At 62.1% G+C, this 19,056-nt stretch carries 16 protein-coding genes and 1 tRNA gene; 3 read left to right on the top strand and 14 right to left on the bottom strand.

Going from position 1 to position 19,056, the window contains the following annotated elements; all coding sequences use genetic code 11:
- Positions 1 to 18 precede the first annotated feature (18 nt).
- The 13 genes from nirB to CBY09_RS17550 all read right to left on the bottom strand — a co-directional run bounded on the left by nirB (position 19) and on the right by CBY09_RS17550 (position 14,315).
- Positions 19 to 2,562 (bottom strand): nitrite reductase large subunit NirB, encoded by a 2,544-nt coding sequence (gene nirB / locus CBY09_RS17615; RefSeq protein WP_094291216.1) that lies wholly within the window; start codon positions 2,560 to 2,562, stop codon positions 19 to 21.
- Positions 2,563 to 3,482: 920 nt separating this feature from the next.
- Positions 3,483 to 3,788 carry a single-stranded DNA-binding protein gene (locus tag CBY09_RS17605; protein ID WP_094291215.1) on the bottom strand — a complete coding sequence of 102 codons (306 nt, stop codon included), beginning with the start codon at positions 3,786 to 3,788 and terminating at the stop codon, positions 3,483 to 3,485.
- Between the two features lie 167 nt (positions 3,789 to 3,955).
- Positions 3,956 to 4,032: transfer RNA gene (locus CBY09_RS17600), tRNA-Pro, on the bottom strand.
- 30 nt (positions 4,033 to 4,062) lie between these two features.
- A complete protein-coding gene (locus tag CBY09_RS17595; RefSeq protein WP_094290885.1) occupies positions 4,063 to 4,497 on the bottom strand; it encodes a MerR family transcriptional regulator in 435 nt (144 codons plus the stop codon).
- Positions 4,498 to 4,594: 97 nt separating this feature from the next.
- Positions 4,595 to 4,945: an integration host factor subunit alpha gene (locus CBY09_RS17590; protein WP_094290884.1), complete on the bottom strand. Its 351-nt coding sequence runs from the start codon at positions 4,943 to 4,945 to the stop codon at positions 4,595 to 4,597.
- Entirely contained in the window at positions 4,945 to 7,392 is a 2,448-nt protein-coding gene (pheT, locus tag CBY09_RS17585) for a phenylalanine--tRNA ligase subunit beta (protein WP_094290883.1), read from the bottom strand. Before pheT ends, CBY09_RS17590 begins: the two co-directional genes overlap by 1 nt.
- 70 nt (positions 7,393 to 7,462) lie before the next feature.
- The gene (pheS, locus tag CBY09_RS17580; RefSeq protein ID WP_094290882.1) at positions 7,463 to 8,515 is read right to left on the bottom strand and encodes a phenylalanine--tRNA ligase subunit alpha; all 1,053 of its coding nucleotides are present in this window, start codon (positions 8,513 to 8,515) and stop codon (positions 7,463 to 7,465) included.
- Positions 8,516 to 8,616: 101 nt separating this feature from the next.
- Positions 8,617 to 8,976, bottom strand: a complete 360-nt coding sequence (gene rplT, locus CBY09_RS17575; protein ID WP_005795139.1) for a 50S ribosomal protein L20 — start codon at positions 8,974 to 8,976, stop codon at positions 8,617 to 8,619.
- Positions 8,977 to 9,001: 25 nt separating this feature from the next.
- Complete coding sequence (rpmI, locus tag CBY09_RS17570) at positions 9,002 to 9,205, bottom strand: 50S ribosomal protein L35 (protein WP_005795135.1); 204 nt, start codon at positions 9,203 to 9,205, stop codon at positions 9,002 to 9,004.
- A 181-nt stretch (positions 9,206 to 9,386) separates the two neighbouring features.
- On the bottom strand, positions 9,387 to 9,992 hold the full coding sequence (gene infC, locus CBY09_RS17565; protein WP_094290881.1) for a translation initiation factor IF-3: 606 nt from the start codon (positions 9,990 to 9,992) through the stop codon (positions 9,387 to 9,389).
- Positions 9,993 to 10,073: 81 nt separating this feature from the next.
- Positions 10,074 to 11,993, bottom strand: coding sequence for a threonine--tRNA ligase (thrS, locus tag CBY09_RS17560; protein ID WP_094290880.1), 1,920 nt, complete (start codon positions 11,991 to 11,993; stop codon positions 10,074 to 10,076).
- 317 nt (positions 11,994 to 12,310) lie between these two features.
- On the bottom strand, positions 12,311 to 13,642 hold the full coding sequence (gene aceA, locus CBY09_RS17555) for an isocitrate lyase (RefSeq protein ID WP_094290879.1): 1,332 nt from the start codon (positions 13,640 to 13,642) through the stop codon (positions 12,311 to 12,313).
- Between the two features lie 253 nt (positions 13,643 to 13,895).
- A complete protein-coding gene (locus tag CBY09_RS17550) occupies positions 13,896 to 14,315 on the bottom strand; it encodes a gamma-glutamylcyclotransferase family protein (RefSeq protein WP_094291214.1) in 420 nt (139 codons plus the stop codon).
- 120 nt (positions 14,316 to 14,435) lie between these two features.
- Here CBY09_RS17550 and CBY09_RS17545 point away from each other — a divergent pair, with 120 nt between their 5' ends.
- On the top strand, positions 14,436 to 15,398 hold the full coding sequence (locus CBY09_RS17545; RefSeq protein ID WP_094290878.1) for a DMT family transporter: 963 nt from the start codon (positions 14,436 to 14,438) through the stop codon (positions 15,396 to 15,398).
- 15 nt (positions 15,399 to 15,413) lie between these two features.
- Here the strand turns inward: CBY09_RS17545 and rraA are convergent, their stop codons facing one another.
- A complete protein-coding gene (gene rraA / locus CBY09_RS17540) occupies positions 15,414 to 15,926 on the bottom strand; it encodes a ribonuclease E activity regulator RraA (RefSeq protein ID WP_094290877.1) in 513 nt (170 codons plus the stop codon).
- 307 nt (positions 15,927 to 16,233) lie between these two features.
- Here rraA and CBY09_RS17535 point away from each other — a divergent pair, with 307 nt between their 5' ends.
- On the top strand, positions 16,234 to 16,554 hold the full coding sequence (locus CBY09_RS17535) for an SWIB/MDM2 domain-containing protein (protein WP_015014555.1): 321 nt from the start codon (positions 16,234 to 16,236) through the stop codon (positions 16,552 to 16,554).
- A gap of 371 nt (positions 16,555 to 16,925) precedes the next feature.
- Complete coding sequence (locus tag CBY09_RS17530) at positions 16,926 to 19,034, top strand: TonB-dependent receptor (RefSeq protein WP_420807464.1); 2,109 nt, start codon at positions 16,926 to 16,928, stop codon at positions 19,032 to 19,034.
- The last annotated feature ends 22 nt before the right edge of the window (positions 19,035 to 19,056 follow it).

The raw sequence follows: 19,056 nt of genomic DNA, 5'->3' as shown, positions 1-19,056 counted from the left end.
GTTTTTGTCCTTTCTCAATCAAGCAGCTTGGCGAATGGGAATGACCTTGGCAGATGCCTGGCCGCGCTCCTCGGCACGCGCCGGGCGAATCTGGCCGCGCTCCTCGACGAAGAGCACGTTCTCATCGGCCTGGTCGCTGTTCACAAAGGAGCGGAAGCGCTTGCGCGTCTCGGGGTCGGTCACGGCGGTCTTCCACTCGCACTGGTAGGTGGCCACCACGTGCTGCACCTGCGCTTCGAGTTCGGCGCACAGGCCCAGGCTATCCTTTTGCAGCACATCCTTGAGGTAGTCGAGGCCGCCTTCGAGGTTCTCGCGCCAGGTGCTAGTGCGCTGCAGCCGGTCGGCCGTGCGCACGTAGAACATCAGCACCCGGTCAATCATGCGCACCAGGTCTTCCTTGGACAGGTCGGACGCGAACAGCTCTGCGTGGCGCGGTTTCATGCCGCCGTTGCCGCAGACGTAGAGGTTCCAGCCCTTCTCAGTGGCAATGACGCCGATGTCCTTGCCCTGGGCCTCGGCGCATTCGCGCGTGCAGCCCGAAACGCCGAACTTGATCTTGTGTGGCGCGCGCAGGCCCTTGTAGCGGTTCTCCAGCTCCACGGCCAGGCCGACGCTGTCCTGCACGCCGTAGCGGCACCAGGTGGAGCCCACGCAGCTCTTCACGGTGCGCAGGGACTTGCCGTACGCGTGGCCAGACTCGAAACCCGCAGCGATCAGCTCTTCCCAGATCAGTGGCAGCTGCTCCACCCGTGCGCCAAACATGTCCACGCGCGCGCCGCCGGTGACCTTGGTGTACAGGCCGTACTTCTTGGCCACCTGGCCCACGGCGATCAGGCCGTCGGGCGTGACCTCGCCGCCGGGCATGCGCGGCACCACCGAGTAGGTGCCGTCCTTCTGGATGTTGCCCAGGTAGTAGTCGTTGCTGTCCTGCAGGCCCGCCAGCTCCTTCTTGAGCACGAACTCGTTCCAGCACGAGGCGAACACGCTGGCCGCCACGGGCTTGCAGATGTCGCAGCCCATGCCGGTGCCATGCTTGGCCAGCAGATCCTCGAAGCTCTTGATCTGGCCCACGCGCACCAGGTGATAGATCTCCTGGCGCGAGTACGCGAAGTGCTCGCAGATATGGTTGTTCACGGCCATGCCGCGGCGCGCCATCTCGGCCTTCATGACCTGGGTGACCAGGGGCACGCAGCCGCCGCAGGTGGCGCCGGCCTTGGTGCAGGCCTTCATCTCGGCGATGGTGCAGGCACCCTCGCCCACGGCGGCGCAGATGCCGCCCTTGGTGACGTTGTTGCACGAGCAGATCTGTGCGGCGTCGGGCAGCGCCTCCACCCCCAGGCCGGGCTTGGCCTTGCCGTCGCTGGACGGGAAGATCAGGAACTCGGGGGCCTCGGGCAACGTGATGCCGTTCAGCGCCATCTGCAGCAGCGTGCCGTATTCGGTGGCGTCACCGATCAGCACGGCGCCCAGCAGCTGTTTGCCGTCTTCGCTGATGACGATCTTTTTGTAAACTTGGCGGCGCTCGTCCACGTACTGGCAGGTGCGGCTGTGCGGGGTCTTGCCATGGGCGTCGCCGATGCTGGCCACGTCCACGCCCATGAGCTTGAGCTTGGTGCTCATGTCGGCGCCCACAAAGGCGGCATCCACTTCACCCGCAATATGGCGGGCCGCCACCCGCGCCATGTCGTAGCCTGGCGCCACCAGGCCAAAAGTCTGTTCGTTCCAGGACGCGCATTCGCCAATGGCATACACATTGTGGTCACTGGTGCGGCAGGCGCTGTCGATGGCGACACCACCGCGCGGGCCGATGGCCAGTACACACTGGCGGGCCAGCTCATCGCGCGGGCGGATGCCCGCAGAGAACACGATCATGTCGGTCTCCAGGTAGGAGTCGTCCGCAAACTTCATGCGATGGCGTGCGCGTGCGCCATCGGTGATCTCCTGGGTGTTGCGGCCGGTGTGCACCTGTACACCCAGCTCCTCGATCTTGGCCTTGAGCACACGCCCGCCACCCTCATCGACCTGCACGGCCATCAGGCGGGGCGCAAACTCGACCACATGGGTTTCCAGGCCCATGTCGCGCAACGCCTTGGCACACTCCAGGCCCAGCAGGCCACCGCCCACCACCACGCCGGTCTTGGACTTGGCGCCCGAGGCCTGCATGGCCTCCAGGTCCTCGATGGTGCGGTAGACGAAGCAATGCTCACGATCACGCCCAGGCACCTGCGGCACGAAGGGGTTGGAGCCCGTGGCCAGCACCAGCTTGTCGTAAGGCAAGACCTCGCCACTGACGGTGGTCACGGTGCAGGTGCGCCGGTCGATGGACGCGGCACGCGTCCCGAGGCGCAAAGAAAAGCCTGTACGGTCAAAGAAACCTGGCTCGACCAGTGAAAGATCCTCAGCCGTCTTGCCGCTGAAGAATTCGGACAGATGCACCCGGTCGTACGCCGCACGGGGCTCTTCGCATAGCACCGTCACTTCCACATGGGATAGGCCCGTTTCCGCCAGGCTTTCCAGAAACTTGTGGCCCACCATGCCGTGGCCAATAAGAACAATCTTCATGCTTTTCATCCTGCAATGGCCCGGAGCGCCGCTGGGGGAGACAGGATGTGCGCCTAACCTGCCCAAGCAGGGCAGCATGGCACCTCACCCTCCGCAGACAACACGGGCGTGGGTTGGAACAACCAAACGATGGGCCAGCATGCCCACCACTCGCTTGGGTTCCGCCATCGTTAGCGGAGGATTTCACGGGACCCCGTGGCAGCATTACCGAGGGATCAGGCACGCTTCAGCAATATCCATGCCGACGTTTAGCTCCCTGGGCGGAAAAGTGCGGAAACCCATCCAGAACGAAAACCGGCGTGACCGAAGCTGTTTTCTCACGCCTCGGGGCGAAGACGCATCAATGCGGTGCGATGCACTTCCCCAACATGGGGAATCTGAGAAGAGTCAATCTCCGACGCAGTTCCTTGCAGACGGTTGTTTTCTGATTTGCAAACAGCATCAACTCGGGCAGACTGCAAGCAAAGCACCTCACCCGCCCCCACAGGGCCACGCTGGTGCCAAGCATCCCATCCCCATCTTCAACAGCAGATCACGACCATGAGCGTAGAACGCAGAGTCGCCTCAGACCGGCGCAGTGGCAAGGACCGCAGAGAAACGGAAGCAGGCCCCCCGACCAACTTTGAACGGCGGCGCACTGTCGAAGCACGGCAGCCCGAGCTGACAGAGCTGCACCTGAGCGAGGATGAACTCAAAGCCTTGGGCTTTGCACCGGGGAAATCTGCCCCTCAAAAATAGTGACTCAGGTGCCAGCGCAGTGATGGTGGCTGCGCAAGCCCTCCCGCAGCACGATCAACTCAGAAGGCCGCGCCACCTGACTCCGGGTAAGCCATCCACAAGTCAGGGCAACGCAAGCGCCGTACATGTGCGGCACTACGCCGCAGCTTCGGCAGGCAATGACGCTCTTACTCACAGGGCACTCAGCCGCCAATCCCAGGCAGCACGATCACGCGGTGCGCCACCATGTCCAGCGCGGGCCGGGCGTTGCCTTGCTTGTCGGTCCATACACGCGGAGAAAGGCTGCCCGATAGCGCCACGGAGTCACCGTCTTGCATGACCTGCATTGCGGCACAAACCGCTGCATCAAACGCAATCACATTGACAAACAGCAGCTCCCCATCGGCGGTGCTGGCACGCACCTTGGCCAAGGTGAAAGTCTTGCCCGCCTTGTCTGTGCGTTCCTCGGTCTCGCCGTACAGCCTTCCGGCCACCAGTCCATCAATCATGAAGATCCTTGGCCCGCTGCGGGCATTGCCTTGTTCCGCCATGACACCTTTGCTTGGGGCACGGCACCGCTGAAAGGAACTGCGATCCAACAGCCAGCGCAAAGTCGGCATCGAGGTGCAAAAGCAAAAAAGCCCAGAACTTTTCAGTTCTGGGCTTTTGCTAACAATGGTCGGCGTGGCGGGATTCGAACTCGCGACCCCTTGCACCCCATGCAAGTGCGCTACCAGGCTGCGCTACACGCCGACAAGACTTAGATTATATACACAAAAAACCCTAGCTCAGAGAAAGTAGCGCACGAATCTCAAATAACTCTTTGCGCACCGCATTGGAGTCCAATGCGAAGCCTCCCGACGGGATCGACAGATCTGTGGCGCTGTCCATCAACATGCTGGGCAACTCACTATCCAGTGGCTCCATCGCACCGCCCGCAGCAGTCTCTTCACGCGCCGGATGGGCCAGTTCCTGCAGACGATTGCGGGCTCCACTAATGGTGAAGCCCTGGTCATACAGCAGATCCCGGATGCGGCGGATCATGAGCACTTCATGGTGCTGGTAGTAGCGCCTGTTGCCGCGCCGCTTCATGGGACGCAGCTGCGTGAACTCTTGCTCCCAGTACCGCAGCACATGGGGCTTGACGCCGCACAACTCCGCAACCTCACCAATCGTGAAGTATCGCTTGGCAGGAATGGAAGGAAGGGTGGTGCCCATGGGATGCGGATTCAAACCGGAAAGCCGACAAGCGTACTGCAGACACGCCAATACTGCCAGCGACCAATCTCATCTTGAGAACAAAATCGGCACAAGCTCACACTGCAGCCACGGTCTGAATCTGCTCCTTGAGCTTGCTGCTGGCATGGAAGGTCACGACCCGGCGCGCCTTGATGGGAATGGCCTCCCCGGTGCGCGGATTGCGCCCCGGGCGGGGTGCTTTGGTGCGGATCTGAAAGTTGCCAAAGCCCGAAAGCTTGACATCCTTGCCCTCAACCAGGCTCTGCGCAATCAGGTCGAAGAACGCATCGATCATGTCTTTGGACTCGCGCTTGTTCAGACCGATCTGATCGAACAACAGATCCGCCAGCTGCGCCTTGGTCAGTGCCGGGGTTTCCAGGCTTTCGACGGCAAATTCGATCACGGCATCACTCCCATTCAACATCATCAAACCCGCAGCCTTGCACCCGTGCGCTGGGCCAACTGCGCCACCACGGACTGCACGGCAGCGTCGATCTCGGCCTCGGTCAGCGTGGCTTCGTCGCTGCCCAGCGTCAAGCGCACGGCCAGGCTCTTTTCGCCTTGCGCCAACCCACCCGCAGGGGCCTCTTCGCCCGCACGCAATGCCTTGGGGCGATACACGTCAAACAGCACTGCCGAGCGCAGCATGGCTCCAGGCACACCCTGCTGCACCGCCGCCATGACGTCAGCATGCGTCACACGCTCGGCCACCACCACGGCCAGATCGCGCTCCACCGCCTGGTGCTTGGCCACGGACTTGAACTGCGGCACCACACGCTGCAAGACAGCGTCCAGTTCGAGTTCGAACATCACAGGAGCCTGCGGCAGATCCCAGGACTGGCGCCACTGTGGATGCAACTCACCCACAAAACCGATAGAACGGCCTTCCACCAGCACGCGGGCGCAACGGCCCGGGTGCATGGCGGGATGGGTGCCGGGCTCAAAGCTAGCCTGCAGCGGGGCCAGCAGCGCCTCCACATCGCCCTTCACGTCAAAGAAGTCGATGCCCTGCTCCTTGCGCCCCCACTGCAGCATGTCATTGGGGCCGTAGGCCACCCCAGCCACACGAGTGGGCTGATGGAAACCTTCCACCGTCGTGTCGGTGTTGAGCACCGCCGCATCGCGCAGGAACACGCGCCCCAGCTCGAACACACGCACGCGCTGGGCCTTGCGGTCCAGGTTGAATTTCAAAACTTGCAGCAAAGAACCCAGCAGCGTCGAGCGCATCACACTCATCTGACTAGCGATCGGGTTGAGCAGCTTGATGGGCTGCGCGTTGGCTGCCAGCTCGTGCTCCCAACGTTCTTCCACAAAGCTGAAATTGATGGTTTCCTGGTAGCCCAAACCAGCCAGGGAACGGCGCACGGCAAACGGACTGCGCGTGGCTTCGCGTGCCAGCTTGGGGGTAATGGGCGCCAACGGAGGCGTGGTAGGCAGGTTGTTGTAGCCCACCATGCGCGCAACCTCTTCGATCAGGTCTTCCTCGATGTTGATGTCAAAGCGGTAGGCGGGCGGCGTCACGGTGAGCGTGCCTTCGCCCTGCACCACGGGCAATCCCAGGCGAGCCAGCGCATCAGCACACTGGGCCTGCGTGAGCGGCATGCCAATAACCTTGGCTGCACGCGCCACGCGCAACGTGACGGGCTGCGGCACCGGCAGATTTACCGACTGGTCGTCCATGGGTCCGCACACTGTTTCTGGCGTGCCACAGATGTCAATCACCAACTGGGTGATGCGCTCGATGTGCTCCACCGTCAGGCTCGGGTCCACACCGCGCTCAAAGCGGTGCCCAGCATCAGTCGAGAAGTTGAAACGGCGCGAGCGCCCTGCCACGGCTTTGGGCCACCAGAAGGCCGCCTCGATATAGATGTGCTTGGTGTCGTCGGACACGGCGGTGGCGTCGCCGCCCATGATGCCTGCGAGCGACTCGACCTGCTGCTCGTCAGCGATCACGCCGACCTTGTCGTCCACGGTGATGGTGTTGCCGTTGAGCAGCTTGAGCTGCTCACCCGGCTTGCCCCAGCGCACGTCCAGGCCGCCGTGGATCTTGTCAAGATCAAAAATGTGCGACGGCCGGCCCAGTTCGAACATCACATAGTTGGAGATGTCCACCAGCGGCGACACGCCACGCTGGCCGCAGCGCGCCAGGCGGTCCAGCATCCACTGGGGCGTGGCGGCGCGCGTGTTCACATTGCGCACGATGCGGCCCGAAAAGCGGCCACACAGGTCGGGCGCGCTCACCTTGACGGCGAGCTTGTCGGACAGTTTTGCCGCCACTGCGGGGAACGAAGGCTGCTGCAGCGGCACGCCGGTGAGGGCCGACACTTCGCGCGCAATGCCGTACACACTGAGGCAGTGCGCCAGGTTGGGCGTGAGCTTGAGCGTGAACAGCGTGTCGTCCAGGTTCAGGTGGGTGCGGATGTCCTGGCCCACGGGCGCAGCGGCATCAAGCTCCAGCAGACCACCATGGTCCTCAGACAGCTTGAGTTCGCGGGCCGAGCACAGCATGCCCTGGCTTTCTACGCCGCGCAGCTTGCCGACCTTGATGAGAAATGGCTTGCCATCGTCGCCAGGCGGCAGCTCGGCGCCCACCAGCGCGCAAGGCACCTTGATGCCCACGCGGGCGTTGGGCGCGCCGCACACGATGTTGAGCAAGGCGCCCTGCCCCACATCCACCTGGCACACGCGCAGGCGGTCGGCATCTGGGTGCTGCACGGCTTCTTTGATCTCACCCACCACGATCTTGGTGAAGGGCGGCGCCACGGGGCGCAGCTCTTCCACCTCCAGGCCGGCCATGGTCAGCGTCTCGGCCAGCTCGGCCGTCGAAAGGGGTGGGTTGCAGAACTCGCGCAACCAGGATTCAGGAAATTGCATAGTCGGACTCTTGTTCTAAAGGATCGGCGCGCTGCCGCCTGGCGTGCGCGCGTCGCTAAATCGGCGGGCTTTACTGAAACTGCGACAGGAAGCGGATGTCGCCGTCAAAGAACAAGCGCAGGTCATTCACGCCGTAGCGCAGCATGGTCAGGCGGTCGGGGCCCATGCCGAAGGCAAAGCCGATGTACTTTTCCGGATCGAGGCCCATGTTGCGCACCACGTTCGGGTGCACCTGGCCGGAGCCCGCCACCTCCAGCCAACGACCGGCCAGCGGGCCGGTCTGGAACTGGATGTCGATCTCGGCGCTGGGCTCGGTGAAGGGGAAGAAGCTCGGGCGGAAGCGCAGCACTAGGTCGTCGCTCTCGAAGAAGGTGCGGCAGAAGGCCGTGAAGATCACCTTCAGGTCCTTGAAGCTCACGTTCTCCCCCACCCACAAGCCTTCACACTGGTGGAACATGGGCGAGTGCGTGGCATCGCTGTCCACACGGTAGGTGCGGCCGGGGGCAATCACCCGGATCTCGGGCATGGTCTGGCCCGCGTCGAGCAGCGCACGGTGTTTTTTCACGTGCTGCACCGCGTGGCGGATCTGCATGGGGCTGGTGTGGGTGCGCAGCAGGTTGGGCGCCTCTGGCGTGCCGCCTTCCACGTAAAAAGTGTCGTGCATGGAACGCGCAGGATGGTCTTCCGGCGTGTTCAATGCGGTGAAGTTGAACCAGTCGGTTTCGATCTCGGGCCCTTCGGCCACATCAAAACCCATAGAGCCAAAGATGCCCTGGATGCGCTCGAGCGTGAGGGAAACCGGGTGCAAACCGCCCTGCCCGCGCTGGCGGCCCGGCAGGCTCACATCCAGCGCTTCGGCCTTGAGCTGCACCTGCAACTCCGCGTCGGCCAGCGCCTGGCGGCGTGCCGTAAGCGCCGCCTCGATGGCCTGCTTGGCCAGGTTGATGGCTGCGCCACGAGACTTCTTTTCCTCGACGGAAAGCTGCGCCATGCCCTTCATGAGCTCCGTCACACGGCCCGACTTGCCCAGGAACTGCGCCTTGGCATTTTCCAGATCAGCGGGAGTGGCGCTTTGGGCAAACAGTTGCGTCGCGCTTTCAACCAGGGAATCCAACTCGTTCATATCGACTCTTGAAAATGAACAAGGGCTAGTGCCTTTTCAAGCCCTAGCCCTTGCTGTTATTGCGCAAGCAGCTATCAGAACGATAGCCGCTCATCGTGAACTCAAGCAGCCAGCTTGGCCTTGACTTGCTCCACGATGCTGCCAAAGGCAGCCTTGTCGTGCACTGCGAGGTCGGCCAGCATCTTGCGGTCGATCTCGATGGAAGCCTTCTTCAGGCCGTTGGCGAACTGGCTGTAGGTCAGACCCAGTTCACGGGCAGCGGCATTGATACGGGCGATCCACAGTTGGCGGAACACGCGCTTCTTGGTGCGGCGGTCACGGTAGGCATATTGCCCAGCCTTCATTACCGCCTGTTTGGCGATACGGAAGACGTTACCGCGGCGACCACGGAAGCCCTTGGCAAGGGCGAGAACTTTCTTGTGACGGGCACGGGCCGTTACACCACGTTTGACGCGAGGCATGTATGTACTCCTTGTTCGTCAGTTATTAAAGGCCAGCGCTGGGCAGCATTTGTGCGATCGAGCCCATGTTGGTCTCATGCACATTCACTGCACCACGCAGGTGGCGCTTGTTCTTGGTGGTCTTCTTGGTCAAGATGTGACGCTTGAAGGCTTGACCGCGCTTGACGGTACCACCGGGACGAACGCGGAAACGTTTTTTCGCGCTGCTCTTGGTCTTCATTTTGGGCATGTGAATGCTCCTTCTTCGTTGTGCTCGTGAGGCGTTTGCAAACCGATCTGCAAACTTGTTGGCCCCGAGCCACTTTTTCGAAAGGCTCTCGCCTTTCGTTTGGCAGTGCTTGCACACCACCTTCAAGCACTACACCCTTTCAGGCGCAGCGCTCAAATCTCGACAATCACCCCACTACCGATCAGGCAGCAGCACCAGGCGCTGGCGCACCTTCTGCGGCAGGCTTGGCAGCAGGCTTCTTGCGGCCTGGTGCAATCATCATGATCATCTGGCGGCCTTCCAGCTTGGGAAACTGCTCGATGATGATGCTGTCAGCCAGTTCGTCACGAATCCGGTTCAGCAAAGCCAGACCGAGTTCCTGGTGCGTGATCTCGCGGCCGCGGAAACGCAGCGTGATCTTGCATTTGTCGCCATCCGCCAGAAAACGGCGGATATTGCGCATCTTGATGTTGTAGTCGCCATCGTCTGTTCCGGGACGGAACTTGACTTCCTTGATCTCAATGACCGTCTGCTTGGCTTTGGCTTCCGCCGCACGCTTTTGCTCTTGGTACTTGAACTTGCCGTAGTCCATGAGGCGGCACACTGGCGGATTAGCCGTAGCGGCAATTTCCACCAGATCCACATCCAGCTCGCCCGCCATGCGCAGGGCTTCCATCAGGCTGACAACACCCAAAGGCTCGTTGTCAGGCCCGGACAGGCGGACTTCCGGGGCCATGATTTCACGGTTCAGGCGATGCTTGCGCTCTTCCCGGTGGCGACGATCACGAAATTCAGTAGCGATGGCTATCTTCCTTGAATCAAAACACTACAATTTTTGTAGCAACAACCGCACAATTGGCATGCGCCAAAGCATGTTTTAAAGCAAAAATCAGGCTTTGGTGGCGATGTCTTGGGCGATCAGCTCAGCGAACGCTTCAACAGACATCACGCCGAGGTCACGATTGCCCCGGCCGCGCACTGCGACGGCTCCTGCGGCCTTCTCCTTGTCGCCCGCGACAAGGATGTACGGCAGCTTTTGCAACGAATGCTCACGTATTTTATACGTAATCTTCTCGTTGCGCAGATCGACCGCCACTCTAAGGTCTTGATTCGGCAGTGCTTTTTGCAGTTTTGCTGCAATTTCGCGACAGTAATCGGCCTGCGCATCGGTGATGTTGAGCACCGCCACCTGCACCGGCGCGAGCCACACAGGGAAGGCGCCGGCGTAGTGTTCGATCAGCATGCCGATGAAGCGCTCCATGCTGCCCACCGTCGCGCGGTGCAGCATCAGGGGGCGCTTGCGGCTGCCGTCTTCGGCCACGTACTCGGCGTCCAGGCGCTCAGGCAGGTTGGGGTCGATCTGCATCGTGCCGCACTGCCACTGGCGGCCCAGCGCGTCCTTGAGCGTGTACTCGATCTTGGGACCGTAGAAGGCACCCTCACCTTCCGCGATTTCGAATTCGCAGCCCGAATAGCGCAGGCCATCCATCAGCGCCTTTTCGGCACGGTCCCAGGCTTCTTCAGTGCCGATGCGCGCCTCTGGCCGCGTCGCCACCTTGTAAATGATGTCCGTGAAGCCGAAGTCCTTGTACACCTTCTGCACCAGCGCCGTGTAGTTGGCGCATTCTTCCTGCACCTGCTCTTCGGTGCAGAAGATGTGGCCGTCGTCCTGCGTGAAACCGCGCACGCGCATGATGCCGTGCAGGCCGCCCGTGGGTTCGTTGCGGTGGCAGGCGCCAAACTCACCGTAGCGCAACGGCAGGTCGCGGTAGCTCTTGATGCCCTGCTTGTAGATCAGGATGTGGCCGGGGCAGTTCATCGGCTTGAGTGCGTAGTCGCGCTTTTCCGACTCGGTCGTGAACATGTTGTCGCGGTACTTGTCCCAGTGGCCCGTCTTCTCCCACAGGCTCTTGTCCAGGATCTGCGGCCCCTTCACTTCCTGGTAGCCGTTGTTGCGGTACACGCGGCGCATGTACTGCTCCACCTCCTGCCACAGCGCCCAGCCCTTGGGGTGCCAGAACACGGTGCCGGGCGAGTGCTCGTCCATATGGAACAGGTCCAGTTCACGCCCCAGCTTGCGGTGGTCGCGCTTTTCGGCCTCTTCCAGCATCGTGAGGTACTGTTGCAACTCGTCCTTCGTGGACCAGGCAGTGCCATAGATGCGCTGCAGCATCTCGTTGCGGTGATCACCGCGCCAGTAGGCGCCCGCCACCTTCATGAGCTTGAAGAACTTGAGCTTGCCCGTGCTGGGCACGTGGGGGCCACGGCACAGGTCTTCGAAGTTGCCTTCACGGTACAGACTCACATCCTCGTTGCTCGGGATGCTGGCGATGATCTCGGCCTTGTAGTGCTCGCCCAGGCTCTTGAAATAGGCCACGGCCTCGTCGCGCGGCAGCACGCGGCGCACCACAGGCTCGTCCTTGGCCGCCAGTTCGGTCATGCGCTTTTCGATGGCCACCAGGTCTTCGGGCGTGAAGGGGCGCTTGTACGAGAAGTCATAGAAAAAGCCGTTCTCGATCACGGGCCCGATGGTCACCTGGGCCTCTGGAAACAGCTCCTTGACAGCATAGGCCAGCAAGTGGGCCGTGGAGTGACGGATGACCTCCAGCCCATCGGCATCCTTGGCCGTGACGATGGACAGCGGGCTGTCGGCCGTGATCTGGTAGCTGGTGTCCACCACCTTGTCGCCGATCTTGCCAGCCAGGGCTGCCTTGGCCAGACCAGAACCAATAGAGGCCGCCACCTCGGCCACCGTGACAGGGCCCGGGAATTCGCGCTGCGAGCCATCAGGAAGCGTGATGTGAATCATGGGAGTAACTCTTTCTTTTCAATCAGTGCAATGGGTGCGGGCACGCGCCAGGCCCAGAAAACAAAAAAGCGCGGAACAGGTCCGCGCTTTTTGGAGGTGTGTGCAATCTCGTGCAGGCGCGAACAGCCAGCCTTAACGGCCGGTCAACATCTCCGATGTAGTTCGCGGTGTCATAACCAGATTGCCTTTCTCGCTCTTGTGCAGTGAATTTGTTGGCATTTTAACCTTGCCACCAACAAAAAAGCCCGAAGCAGGTGCTTCGGGCCTTCAATCGGTGCATTTTGCGCCACACGCAGGCAGCGCATCTGCCCCTCAGATCAGTGGAACTGCTCTTCTTCGGTCGAACCCGTCAGCGCCTTCACGCTGGACGATCCGCCCTGGATCACCGTGGTCACGTCGTCGAAGTAGCCTGCGCCCACTTCCTGCTGGTGCGACACGAAGGTGTAGCCCTTTTCGCGTGCTGCGAACTCGGGTTCCTGCACCATTTCGGTGTAGTGCTTCATGCCTTCGCCGCGGGCGTATGCATGGGCGAACTGGAAGGTGTTAAACCAGTTGATGTGGATACCGGCCAGCGTGATGAACTGGTACTTGTAGCCCAGCGCCGACAGGTCTTCCTGGAACGAAGCGATCTGCTTATCGTTGAGGTTCTTCTTCCAGTTGAAGGATGGCGAGCAGTTGTACGACAGCAGCTTGCCAGGGCAGGCGGCGTGCACGGCTTGTGCGAATTCACGGGCGAAGCCGATATCTGGCACGCCGGTTTCGCACCACACCAGATCGGCGTAGGGGGCGTAGGCCACACCACGGCTGATGGCTTGTTCCAGACCGTTCTTCACGCGGTAGAAGCCTTCTTGCGTGCGCTCACCGGTCAGGAAGGGCTTGTCGTTGGCGTCGTGGTCGGACGTGATCAGGTTGGCTGCTTCAGCGTCGGTGCGGGCCAGAACGATGGTGGACACCCCCATCACGTCAGCGGCAAAACGTGCAGCGATCAGCTTTTCGCAGGCTTCTTGCGTAGGCACCAGCACCTTGCCACCCATGTGGCCGCACTTCTTCACAGCAGCCAGTTGGTCTTCAAAGTGAACGCCAGCAGCGCCTGCCTGGATCATGTTCTTCATCAGTTCGAACGCGTTCAGCACGCCGCCGAAGCCGGCTTCTGCATCGGCCACGATGGGCAGGAAGTAGTCGATGAATTCCTTGTCGCCAGGGTTGATGCCACGGCCCCACTGGATTTCGTCGGCGCGCTTGAAGGTGTTGTTGATGCGGCGAACCATGGTGGGCACCGAGTCATACGCATACAGCGACTGGTCGGGGTACATGGTTTCGGACGTGTTGCCGTCGGCGGCCACTTGCCAGCCCGACAGGTACACGGCTTCGAGGCCAGCCTTGGCTTGCTGCATGGCTTGACCGGCAGAGATGGCGCCGAAAGCGTTCACGTAGCCCTTCTTGGCACCGCCGTTGATCTTGTCCCACAGCTTTTCGGCACCGCGCTTGGCCAGGGTGTGCTCGATGGGGAGCGAGCCGCGCAGGCGCACCACGTCGGCAGCGCTGTAACCGCGCTTCACACCCTTCCAGCGGGGGTTGGTCGCCCAGTCTTTTTCCAGGGCGGCAATTTGCTGTTCGCGGCTCAGTTGTTCGTTGAGGGATTGGGGCATGAGATCACTCCAGGGGTTGGTTGAAAACGCCGGGCTGCTGTGTGCCGCCCTTGAAGACAACTTTAAGTCTTCTATAAGACCTGCGCAAGCTCTTATGTCTTATAGAAGAGATAAATTTTCTCCTTCCAAAACAACAACTTAACCATGAGATTTCTCAATACAGAAATTGATTTCTCATATCGAGAAAAATTGCGGCAATGCAACATCTATTGCATTTTGCATTGAGAAAAATAACTTTCACATTACGGGAAACTTATTGGCCTTCACGATCCACCGCCTGGAGCCAGTCGCCAGAGGCAATCACCGGGGCCGCCGCCACGTACGGTGGATTGATTTCGTACACCAGGCACGCCAGCGGCCGCCCCTCGACCAGCGCCACCACCTCCCGCCGGATGTATTCATCGCCCGGTTGGCCCGCCACGCCCTCAATGGCATCCAGGATGGCCTCCAGCGCTGGCTCGATGGCATAGACCTCACCCACCACCCACCGCTCACCTCCCAGCAACATGCCCGGGTAGGCCCCCAGGTGGTACAGCACCCCGGCCACTTGTGAAGGCCCTACATAGCGGGGCGAGGGCTTGAGCCGCGTGATGTCGTTGCTGCCGCCACGGCGCAGCGTGCCGTAGACAAAAACGCAGCGGGGCTGCCGGGCGGGCGTGGATTCGTCGGGCATGATGCGCACTCTTTTTTGAGGACTTACGCCAACAAGGCTGCAAAGCAGGCCTCGCCCAGTGGCGAGCGCTGTGCTTGAACCCATTTGCGTAAGCCGTTTTTTTGAACAGCGCCCAGTCTAGTGAACACGCCCAACCGCCCCTTCGCCTATCTGTGCCTGGCACTCAGCATGTCGCTGGTGGGCAGCTACGTGGCGCTGTCCAAGCCGCTGGCGGCCGTGCTGCCGGTGTTTTTGCTGGCCTGGATGCGTTTTGGCATCGGCGGTGTGGCCATGCTGCACTGGCTCAAGAAACCGGCGGATGAGCCCCCGCTGACACCGCAAACCCGACGGCTGCTGTTCCTGGAGTCGTTCCTGGGCAACTTCCTGTTCACCATCTGCATGATTTATGGCGTGAGCCTGACCGATGCGGTGTCGGCTGGTGTGACCATGGCCGCTATCCCGGCGGCCGTGGCGCTGATGGGCTGGGCGTTCCTGCGCGAGCGGGTGGCGCCACGCACCTGGCTGGCGGTGGTCTGCGCCGTGGCAGGCATTGCGCTGTTTTCACTATCAAAACCAGAGCACTCAGCCCATGCGGGACAGGCGGTAGCAGCCAAAAATCCTCAAAACCTGGCCTGGCTGGGGCAGTTGCTGCTGGTGGGGGCCGTGGTCTGCGAGGCGGCCTACACCGTGATCGGCAAAAAACTCACGGGCAGCCTGGGGCCCAAACGCATCACCGCGCTCATCAACCTGTGGGGCTTTGTGCTGACCACACCGTTCGGGCTGTACCTCGCGCTGGGCTTCGACTTCGGCGCCGTCGGCTGGGGCACCTGGGCGCTGCTGCTGTTCTATGCCCTGGCGGCCTGCATGTGGACCGTCTGGCTCTGGATGACGGGGCTCAAGGCGGTGCCTGCGGCACAGGGCGGTGTGTTCTCGGTGCTGCTGCCGGTGAGTGCGGCCCTGGTGGGTGTGCTGGTATTGGGAGAGTCACTCTCGGGCATGCAGTTGTTTGCCTTCGCGATTGCGCTGGCCAGTGTGCTGATGGCCACCCTGCCCTCACGCGCTGCCCTGCGCGTGGGCCGGGGCGATCACCCCGACCGATCCTGACCCGCGCAACGACCGTCAAGCCGTCAGCGCCTGCGCGCTGACAACGATGCCGTCGGCATCGGCATACAGCCAGTCACCCGGCCGCACCCACACGCCCTGGATCGACACCGCCACATCGCGTTGGCCTTCGCCCCGCCGCTCGGTGGGCAGAGGCATGAGCGCCAGCGCCCGGATGCCCACGGCGGCGGCGTTCAGCTCGGCCACGTCGCGCACGCAGCCATCCACCACCACACCCGCCCAGCCATTGCGCGCCGCTGCGGCCGCCAGGTTGCCCCCCACCAGCGCGCGGCGCAGCGAGCCCCCGCCATCCACCACCAGCACGCGGCCCTCGCCCGGCGACTCCACGGCGGCTTTGACCAGGGAGTTGTCTTCGTGGCATTTGACGGTGGTGACCGGACCCGCAAACACCAGCTTGCCGCCATAGCTCTGAAAAACGGGCGGCAAGACGCGGAAAGCGCCGCTCACATCCGCCTTGTGCACGTCGCAGAAGTCACAGGTGGAGAAGGGAGGGTTGGAAGCTGCGGACATAGGGACAAATTCTTTCAAAGAGTGGGGCAGTGAAACGGGCCAAGCCAGGATTGTCCGCGCAACACAAGCCCTTGCAGCGACAGCCCCATACAGGCCCATGCCAGGCAAACCAGCCGCAGGCTTTTGTCAAGGCTGGCGCTGCCCTGCGGCGAATTGCTGCGCGCTGCGCGGCGCCACCGCTACAAATCGAGGCAAAAAAAGCCGTTTCTCCCTTGGAAACGCGTTTTTTTCCCATTAGCATCGCTCTGCCAGTGGGAAAGCGTCGTTTTCGCTGGTGAAAATTTACTTCCAACAAGGAAAACCCAACATGGCAACTGCAAAAAAAGCTCCGGCAACCACAGCCCCAGCAGCCAAGAAGGCCGCTGCCCCCGCCAAGAAGCGCACCCCCAACGCCGCCTTCATGAAGGCGCTCACGCCCAGCCCCGCGCTGGCCGCCGTGGTGGGCTCGGCACCGCTGCCACGCACGGAGATCATCAGCAAGCTGTGGGTCTACATCAAGGCCAACAACCTGCAGGACGCCACCAACAAGCGCAACATCAACGCCGATGCCAAGCTCAAGGAGCTGTTCGGCAAGCCCCAGGTGTCCATGTTTGAACTGGCTGGCCTGATTGGCAAGCACGTCAAGTAAACCGACGCACTGCACCCGCAGCATCCGAAAAAAGCCGGCTCAGCCGGCTTTTTTCATTTCCGCCGCCCTGAAAGTGTGGCATGCGAACATCAACACAAATGAGAATGACCCGCATTTGATGTAACATAAAGCAGCACGACGACGCACAGCCATATTGACCTAGCCACTGCCTCTCGCTGCATTTGGCGCTCCGCGCGCCATCCGCACATCGTCCCCCCTGCACCCCATCGATGGAGGCCATCTTGGCAAAATCACGCGCACAGCGCCGCAGCTCCGCGCTGCGTAAAACCGCATCTCCCACGTCCTTCGCCCCCGTCTCCTCGTCCGACAAGGCCCTGCTGCCCCTGGGCGCCCTGATGCTGGCCGCCTCCATGGGCGCCATGGCACAGACCGCCACCAAGGAAGCCACCCTGTCCACCGTGACGGTGAAAGAAGCTGCCGAAGTGCAAGGCAAGGACACCCTGCTGCTCAAGAAGACCACGGTCGGCAAGGGCAACCAGGACATCAAGGACATCCCCCAGTCCGTGACGGTATTCACCGAAAAGCAGATGAACGACCGCAACATGGACGACTTCCGCGAGGTGCTGCGCAACACCGCGGGCGTGACCTTCCAGTCGGGCGAAACGGGTGAAGAAGACGTGCGCCTGCGCGGCTTCTCGCTGGGCCAGGCGGGCGACATCTATGTGGACGGCATGAAGGACGCTCCGCTGATCGAGCGCGACACCTTCAACCTGGACCGCGTCGAAGTGCTCAAGGGCTCGGCATCGATGCTGTTCGGCAAGGGCTCGACCGGCGGTGTGGTCAACCAGGTCAACAAGGCCCCGTTGCTCATCGACCAGCACGAAGCCTCCTACACCTACGGCACCGGCCAATACCACCGCGCCACGGGCGACTTCAACTTCAAGACCGGCGAAAACGCGGCCTTCCGCCTGAACGCCATGGTGCAGGAGTTCGACAACTACGGCGCCAAGCAGGACAAGCGCGGCATTGCGCCCACGTTCGCCTGGGGCATCGGCACGCGCGATGAGTTCTCCATCGGCCTGTACTACCTCGAATCCAAGGGCCGCCCGCTGTACAACCACCCCTGGCGCGTGGTGGACGGCAAGATCAACACGCCGCTGGAAGCCCGCAACTACTATGGCCTGGCCAGCGACCACAACAACACCTCGGCACAGCATGTCACGCTGGGCCACATCCACCGTTTTGACAACAACGGCGAGCTGAACACGCGCCTGCGCTACGGCACCTACGAGCGCGACCTGCTGGCCAGCACCATCGGTTTCCAGAACAGCGCCATCACGCTCGACCAGATCAACGGCAACACCGTGCTGACCCGTGGCTCCAAGGGCCGCCTGGGCGAGAGCGACGTGCTGCAGGTGCAAAGCGACTACAGCAACACCTTCAACTGGGGCGGCAAGAAGCACGCCGTGCTGGCGGGCGTCGATTACTTCGACGACGATGCCAAGCGCAACCAGAACTACCCCAACACCACCACCCGCCCCACCACCACCGTCGGCTCGCCCAACGATGGCGCCTGGGTGGCCGATGGCCGCGCGCCCGTGCAGTGGAACACCTTCAAGTCGCGCAACCTCGGCCTGTACTTCCAGGACACGATGGCGCTGAACGACACCCTGAAGCTGGTGGGTGGCCTGCGTTATGACAACTTCAAGGCCTCCTACAAGAACGCCACCGGCGCACTGAGCAACTCGCGCTCCGACAGCCTGGTCAGCCCCCGCGTGGGCCTGCTGTTCCAGCCCAGCGAGCTAGTCTCGTACTACGCGTCGTTCGGCACTTCGTACAACACCTCGGGTGACACCTACCAGTTCGGCAACCCCGGCGCCAACACGGCCCGCACCGCCAACACCGACCCAGAGAAGAGCCGCAATTTCGAGATCGGCAGCAAGTTCGAGCTGTTCGAGCGCCGCGCGCTGCTGGGTGTGGCCGTGTTCCGCAGCGAGAAGTACAACGAGCGCAACACCGACCCCGACACCGCTGCCCAGCAAGAGCTGCTGTCCGGCAAGCGCCACGCCACCGGCATGGAATTCAACCTGGCAGGCCGTCTTACGCCCCAGTGGGAAGTGTTCGCCAACCACACCTGGATTCCTTCGGCCAAGATCGACCGCAGCAACGTGGCACTGGCCGCCAACGGTGGTGGCGCGCAGGTGCAGGGCGACCGCCCCGGCCTCACGCCCAAGCACAGCGGCAGCGTGTGGAGCACCTACGCCGTCACGTCCAAGCTGCGCGTGGGCGCTGGCCTGACCTACCGCAGCAAGCAGAACCCCGAGGGTTCGCGTGCGGTGTACGCCAGCGGCTTTGCCGTGATGGACGCCATGGCCGAGTACGCGTTTGACGACAAGACCACGCTCAAGCTGAACGTGAGCAACCTGTTCGACCGCACCTACGCCGACGGCCTGTACCGTGGCTTCTACACGCCGGGTGCACCCCGCGCCGTGCAGGTGTCCATCAAGACGCGCTTCTGACATTCGATGCGCTGATGCGCTG

The sequence above is a fragment of the Acidovorax kalamii genome (genome assembly GCF_002245625.1).
In the GTDB taxonomy this organism is placed as follows: domain Bacteria; phylum Pseudomonadota; class Gammaproteobacteria; order Burkholderiales; family Burkholderiaceae_C; genus Acidovorax; species Acidovorax kalamii.
This window is presented reverse-complemented; position numbering and strand designations above follow the sequence as displayed.

Excerpts from the sequence above, each read along its gene's own strand:
- pheT (WP_094290883.1), bottom strand. The coding sequence starts at position 7,392 with ATGCAATTTCCTGAATCCTGGTTGCGCGAGTTCTGCAACCCACCCCTT.
- rraA (WP_094290877.1), bottom strand. The coding sequence starts at position 15,926 with ATGTCCGCAGCTTCCAACCCTCCCTTCTCCACCTGTGACTTCTGCGAC.
- CBY09_RS17590 (WP_094290884.1), bottom strand. The coding sequence starts at position 4,945 with ATGATGTTGAATGGGAGTGATGCCGTGATCGAATTTGCCGTCGAAAGC.
- rpmI (WP_005795135.1), bottom strand. The coding sequence starts at position 9,205 with ATGCCCAAAATGAAGACCAAGAGCAGCGCGAAAAAACGTTTCCGCGTT.
- rplT (WP_005795139.1), bottom strand. The coding sequence starts at position 8,976 with ATGCCTCGCGTCAAACGTGGTGTAACGGCCCGTGCCCGTCACAAGAAA.
- thrS (WP_094290880.1), bottom strand. The coding sequence starts at position 11,993 with ATGATTCACATCACGCTTCCTGATGGCTCGCAGCGCGAATTCCCGGGC.
- pheS (WP_094290882.1), bottom strand. The coding sequence starts at position 8,515 with ATGAACGAGTTGGATTCCCTGGTTGAAAGCGCGACGCAACTGTTTGCC.
- CBY09_RS17535 (WP_015014555.1), top strand. The coding sequence starts at position 16,234 with ATGGCAACTGCAAAAAAAGCTCCGGCAACCACAGCCCCAGCAGCCAAG.
- CBY09_RS17530 (WP_420807464.1), top strand. The coding sequence starts at position 16,926 with ATGGGCGCCATGGCACAGACCGCCACCAAGGAAGCCACCCTGTCCACC.
- nirB (WP_094291216.1), bottom strand. The coding sequence starts at position 2,562 with ATGAAGATTGTTCTTATTGGCCACGGCATGGTGGGCCACAAGTTTCTG.
- CBY09_RS17595 (WP_094290885.1), bottom strand. The coding sequence starts at position 4,497 with ATGGGCACCACCCTTCCTTCCATTCCTGCCAAGCGATACTTCACGATT.
- CBY09_RS17550 (WP_094291214.1), bottom strand. The coding sequence starts at position 14,315 with ATGCCCGACGAATCCACGCCCGCCCGGCAGCCCCGCTGCGTTTTTGTC.
- aceA (WP_094290879.1), bottom strand. The coding sequence starts at position 13,642 with ATGCCCCAATCCCTCAACGAACAACTGAGCCGCGAACAGCAAATTGCC.
- CBY09_RS17605 (WP_094291215.1), bottom strand. The coding sequence starts at position 3,788 with ATGATTGATGGACTGGTGGCCGGAAGGCTGTACGGCGAGACCGAGGAA.